This window comes from Vibrio sp. 2033, assembly GCF_033339735.1.
In genome coordinates this window covers 1-514 of record NZ_JAWOVC010000857.1, presented here as the reverse complement: position 1 = coordinate 514, position 514 = coordinate 1, and the positions used below count along the sequence as shown (strand labels likewise).

Annotated in this window: 1 protein-coding gene; it reads right to left on the bottom strand. The window is 51.0% G+C overall.

Features of this window, described 5'->3' with window-relative positions; all coding sequences use genetic code 11:
- Positions 1 to 493: sporulation protein (locus R7P74_RS29480; RefSeq protein WP_318124297.1), on the bottom strand; the 493-nt coding region annotated here is incomplete at its 3' end.
- Between the last annotated feature and the right edge of the window lie 21 nt (positions 494 to 514).

Sequence of the window (514 nt, the reverse complement as noted above, 5' to 3'; positions counted from 1 at the left end):
GAATACGCAAGCCTTGGGCTTCAAACGCTGACAATATGGCATCCATAAGTGGGTCGGGTCTAACGGTGAGAATGTCTTTGTCGGTAGGGTCAAGCGCCATCGCCACATCTAAGCCAGTTTCTAGCCAGACTTTTGCATCGCCGATGGTCACTGGTGTGTTCCAAGGCACGTCGAGTTTGACGTCGAAGGTGCGCTCTTCACCAGGATGAATCGTAAAGGCGTACGGGAGATTCCATTTCGCCAAGACATGCGTTTGCGGTACTCGACGCATGCTGTGCCCTTCTCGCGCACCACGGTCGTCCGGAGCCTCTGCGATGTAGCGGCAACAAAGCTTCATATCGATGTTATCGATCGCTTGTTCTGTCGCGCCACCATAAACGTGAATAGAAACATCCACACTTTGACCGGGATAAAGCACATCCTGATTTAGAATCGAATCTACCTTAGCGCTGCCGATCCCAAAGCTCGCAAGTGTCTTCTTCAAAAATGACATATGCACCTCCTTTGTCGAGAT